Below are 4,168 nucleotides of genomic sequence, written 5' to 3' on the forward strand. Positions count from 1 at the left end.
GTCAGCGTGTCTCGACTACGCTCGACACGAACGGGGTAGGAGGTGTGCGAAAGGGAGGCGAAGAGGCTGCCCGCTCTACTTCACCCAGTCCAGCCCCAGCTCTTCGTACAGGTCCTTGGCTTCGGCCCAATTCTCTTCCACCTTGACGTGGAGGAACAAGTGGACCTTCTGCCCCAGGATTTCCGACAGTTCCTTGCGCGCCGCTTCACCGATGGCCTTGATCATCGCGCCGCGCTTGCCGAGCACAATCGCCTTCTGGCTATCGCGCGCGACGACGATCTGCTGGCGGATTTCCACCGAGCCGTCCTTGCGCGGGGTGTAGGCCTCTGGCCGCACCGCCGTATCGTAAGGCAGTTCGTCATGCAGCAGGCGGTAGATCTGCTCGCGCGTCACTTCGCCAGCCAGCAGGCGTTCGCTGGCGTCGGAAACCTGGTCCTCTGGGTAGTGCCACGGACCTTCGGGCATCAGCTGCGCCATCCGCGTCTTCAGCTCGGGCACGCCATCGCCGGTCAGCGCCGAGACGAAGAACACTTCCTCGAACGCGACCTTTCCGGTCAGTTCCTGCGCCAGCGCCAGCAGCGGTTCCTTGGCCGTTGCGTCCACCTTGTTCAGCACCAGGAACTTGCGCTCGGTGCGGTTGTTCAGCGTTTCCAGCAGCGGTTCCAGCTCATGCCGGCGTTGCTTGATCGGATCGACCAGTAGCAGGATCGCGTCGGCTTCCTGCGCGCCTTCCCACGCGGCGGAGACCATCGCCCGATCCAGCCGCCGCTTGGGCGCGAAGATACCGGGCGTGTCGGCCAGGATGATCTGCACCCGATCCTCGCCCGACGTGTCCAGCGCGATGCCCAGCAGGCGCGCGCGCGTGGTCTGCGCCTTGGCCGAGGTGATCGCCACTTTCTGGCCCACCAGCGCGTTCACTAGCGTTGACTTGCCTGCGTTGGGCGCGCCGATAACCGCCACCAAGCCACACTTTTCCGTCAACCGAACCTCCGCATGAATTCTTCGGCAGCTTGCCGTTCGGCATCCTGCTTGCTGTTTGCCGTGGCCTGCGCCTCGCCCACGCCCTTTACACAGACTTCGACGGTAAAGCGCGCGGCATGATCGGGGCCGGAGCGATCGATCAGTTTGTATTCCGGAGGCCGCCGCCGATTGCCCGCCGCCCATTCCTGCAGCGCGGACTTGGCGTGCTTGCGGCTGCCGGTGCTGCCGCTGACCTGATCCTGCCATAGGCGCCGCACCATGTCGCGCGCAGCATCGAAGCCCCGCTCGACGAAGCAGGCGCCGATCAGCGCCTCCATCACGTCGCCCAGAATATTATCGCTGTCCTGCCCGCCATCGTCACGCGCCTGCTTGCCCAGGCGCATGTGCGCGGCGAGGCCGATCTCCCGCGCCACTTGCGCGCAGACGGTGCGGCTGACCAGCGCGTTCAGCCGCTGGGAAAGCTTCCCTTCCGGGCCATCTCCGCGTTCGAACAGCCATTCGGCGATCGAGAGGCCCAGCACGCGATCGCCCAGGAATTCCAGCTTCTCGTAGTTGCGCTTCTCCCCGGTGCTGGCGTGCGTGAGCGCTTCCAGCCACAACGCGGGATCACGCGGGGGTTGGCCGGACAGGTCGGTCAGGAAAGCCAGCGCCTCGGCGGCCAAAGTCACGGCGCTATCCCCGGCGAACGAGGGATGCTTGGCGAAGCGATACTCAGAACGTGCCTCCGATCCGGCTCCACCGCGCGGCGGTGAACCAGGTCCACGGCTTCAGCCACTCCGCCCCGCCATTGGTGGAGAACATCATCACCGATGCCTTGCCGACCAGGTTGGCCTGCGGAACGATGCCGATGCCTTCACCCTCGATAGCGGGGAAGCGGCTGTCCAAAGAATTGTCGCGGTTGTCGCCCATCAGGAACATGTGGCCGGCGGGCACGGAGAACACTTGCGTATCGTCCTGCGGCTGGGTGCCCAGATCCAGCACATTGTAGCTTTTGCCGTTGGGTAGCGTCTCCCGGAACTGGGGGTAGGAACAGGCCATGCCGCCATCCGGTGTCTGCGCCTCGAACTCCACGCCATAGCAGTGCGTGTTGGCGGTCAGGGGCAGGATGAAGTTGTCCACCCGCTGCTTGGGCACGGCCTTGCCGTTCAGGAAAACCTGGCCGGCGCGCACTTGCACGGTATCGCCCGGCAGGCCGATCACGCGCTTGATATAGTCGATATCGTTGCCCGGCGGGGCCTTGAAGATCACGATGTCGCCACGCTCTGGCTGGCTGGCGAAGATGCGGCCCGGGATCACCGGCAGGCTGAACGGCATCGAGTATTTCGAATATCCGTACGACCACTTGGACGCCAGCAGGTAATCCCCATTCTCCAGCCGGGGCAGCATCGATTCGCTGGGGATGTTGAACGGCGAAAAGATGAAGCTGCGAAACACCACCACCAGCAGCACCAATTTAGCCAGGAAAACGAAGAAGTTCTCCTCCTTCTTCTCCTGGACGGGAGGCGTATCGGGCGCGCCGACAGGCTGGCGATCTGCGGCGGCGGCGTGGGGATCGGTCATCGTGATGTCCATGTTGCGCGTCATGGCTTCCGTCAAGCCGCGCGCGTGGGGGAAAGGCCCGGCAACGGTGCCGATTTCGCACAAGATCGGCCTTGGCGTTCGCAAGTGCAACAGGCATAACCGCGCCCGATTGCGGGGCCGGATGGCCGGAACGAACAAGGACAGGGCATGAGCGAGGCGACCGGATCGGTGTGGAAGACGCTGGCGGATTTGCCGCGGCCCACCTTGTCGGAATTGTTCGCGCAGGATCCATCCCGGCTCGACCAACTAGCAACGCGGCTCGACCTGGGTGAAGAAGGCATCCGGTTCGACTGGTCGAAGACGCACCTGGACGCCGCCCACATCGACGCGTTCCTGAAGCTGGCCGACGCTGCGGAATTCGCAGAGCGCCGCCGGGCGCTGTTTGCAGGAGAGATCGTCAACGCGACGGAGGGCCGCGCGGCCGAGCATACCGCGCAACGCGGCGTGGGCCGGGATGAAAGCGTGGCGCTGGCGCACGGCTATCATTCGCGCATGGCCGCCATCGTCGAGGCTATCCATCGTGGCGCGATGGGCGAGGTGAAGCACCTGATCCACATCGGCATAGGCGGTTCCGCGCTCGGTCCGGCGATGGCGGTCAACGCCTTGGCGCGCGACGGGGCGATGGTGGACGTGCATGTCGTGTCCAACATCGACGGGTGCGCCTTGGAAGCGGCGTTTGCCGCGTGTGATCCGGCGACGACGATGCTGGCGGTCGCCTCAAAGACGTTCACGACGACGGAAACCATGGTCAATGCCGAAAGCGCCATCGGCTGGCTGCGTGAGAATGGCGTGGACGACCCCTATGGCCGCATCGTCGCGCTGACGGCGGCGACGGACAAGGCGGTCGAATGGGGCGTGGACGAAACCCGCATCCTGCCGTTCTCCGAAAGCGTCGGCGGGCGTTACTCGCTGTGGTCATCAATCGGTTTTCCGATCGCGATGGCGCTGGGCTGGCCTGACTTTGCCGAGATGCTGGAAGGCGCCGCGATCGTCGACCGGCACTTCCGCGACACCGACGGGATCGACAACCTGCCGCTGCGTGCCGCTTTCGCCGACCAGCTATACACCCGCCTGCGCGGTTGCCAGACGCGGGGCGTGTTCGCTTATGATGAGCGGCTTGGCCTTTTGCCGGATTACCTTCAGCAGCTGGAAATGGAATCGAACGGCAAGTCGGTGACGGCGGACGGCGCGCCGGTGGATGGGCCGACCGCGCCGATCACCTGGGGCGGCGTGGGCACCGACGCCCAGCATGCGGTGTTCCAGTTGCTGCATCAGGGCACGAACCTGGTGCCGGTGGACTTCATCGCGTCGATCGCGCCGGGCGACGATCTCTCGCCCGATCACCACCGCATCCTGCTGTCCAACTGCTTCGCGCAAGGCGCGGCATTGATGGCGGGCAAGGCCAGCGACGATCCGGCGCGCGCCTATCCGGGCGATCGTCCTTCGGCCACGATCCTGCTGGACGATGTTTCGCCCATCAGCTTCGGCGCGCTGATCGCGTTTCATGAGCATCGCACTTTCGCAAACGCGGTGCTGATGGAGATCAACCCCTTCGACCAGTTTGGCGTGGAACTGGGCAAGGAAATCGCAAAGCAGATCGAGAAGG

At 64.8% G+C, this 4,168-nt stretch carries 4 protein-coding genes; 1 reads left to right on the plus strand and 3 read right to left on the minus strand.

The features are described 5' to 3' along the window. Nucleotides 1-75: 75 nt before the first annotated feature. Genes era through lepB form a run of 3 tightly spaced genes read right to left on the minus strand, consistent with a single transcriptional unit; the run spans nucleotide 76 to nucleotide 2,565 of the window. Nucleotides 76-981, minus strand: a complete 906-nt coding sequence (gene era, locus ACHWRX_RS16575; RefSeq protein WP_288487168.1) for a GTPase Era — start codon at nucleotides 979-981, stop codon at nucleotides 76-78. Next, on the minus strand, nucleotides 978-1,643 hold the full coding sequence (gene rnc / locus ACHWRX_RS16580) for a ribonuclease III (protein WP_394660035.1): 666 nt from the start codon (nucleotides 1,641-1,643) through the stop codon (nucleotides 978-980). Before rnc ends, era begins: the two co-directional genes overlap by 4 nt. A 49-nt stretch (nucleotides 1,644-1,692) precedes the next feature. After that, complete coding sequence (gene lepB, locus ACHWRX_RS16585) at nucleotides 1,693-2,565, minus strand: signal peptidase I (protein WP_394660033.1); 873 nt, start codon at nucleotides 2,563-2,565, stop codon at nucleotides 1,693-1,695. Between the two features lie 144 nt (nucleotides 2,566-2,709). Between lepB and pgi the strand changes: the two genes are divergently transcribed. Then, the coding region (gene pgi, locus ACHWRX_RS16590; RefSeq protein ID WP_394660034.1) for a glucose-6-phosphate isomerase at nucleotides 2,710-4,168 on the plus strand (1,459 nt) is incomplete at its 3' end.

Origin of the sequence: uncultured Novosphingobium sp. (assembly GCF_964277725.1) — a bacterium.
Lineage (GTDB): Bacteria > Pseudomonadota > Alphaproteobacteria > Sphingomonadales > Sphingomonadaceae > Novosphingobium > Novosphingobium fluoreni.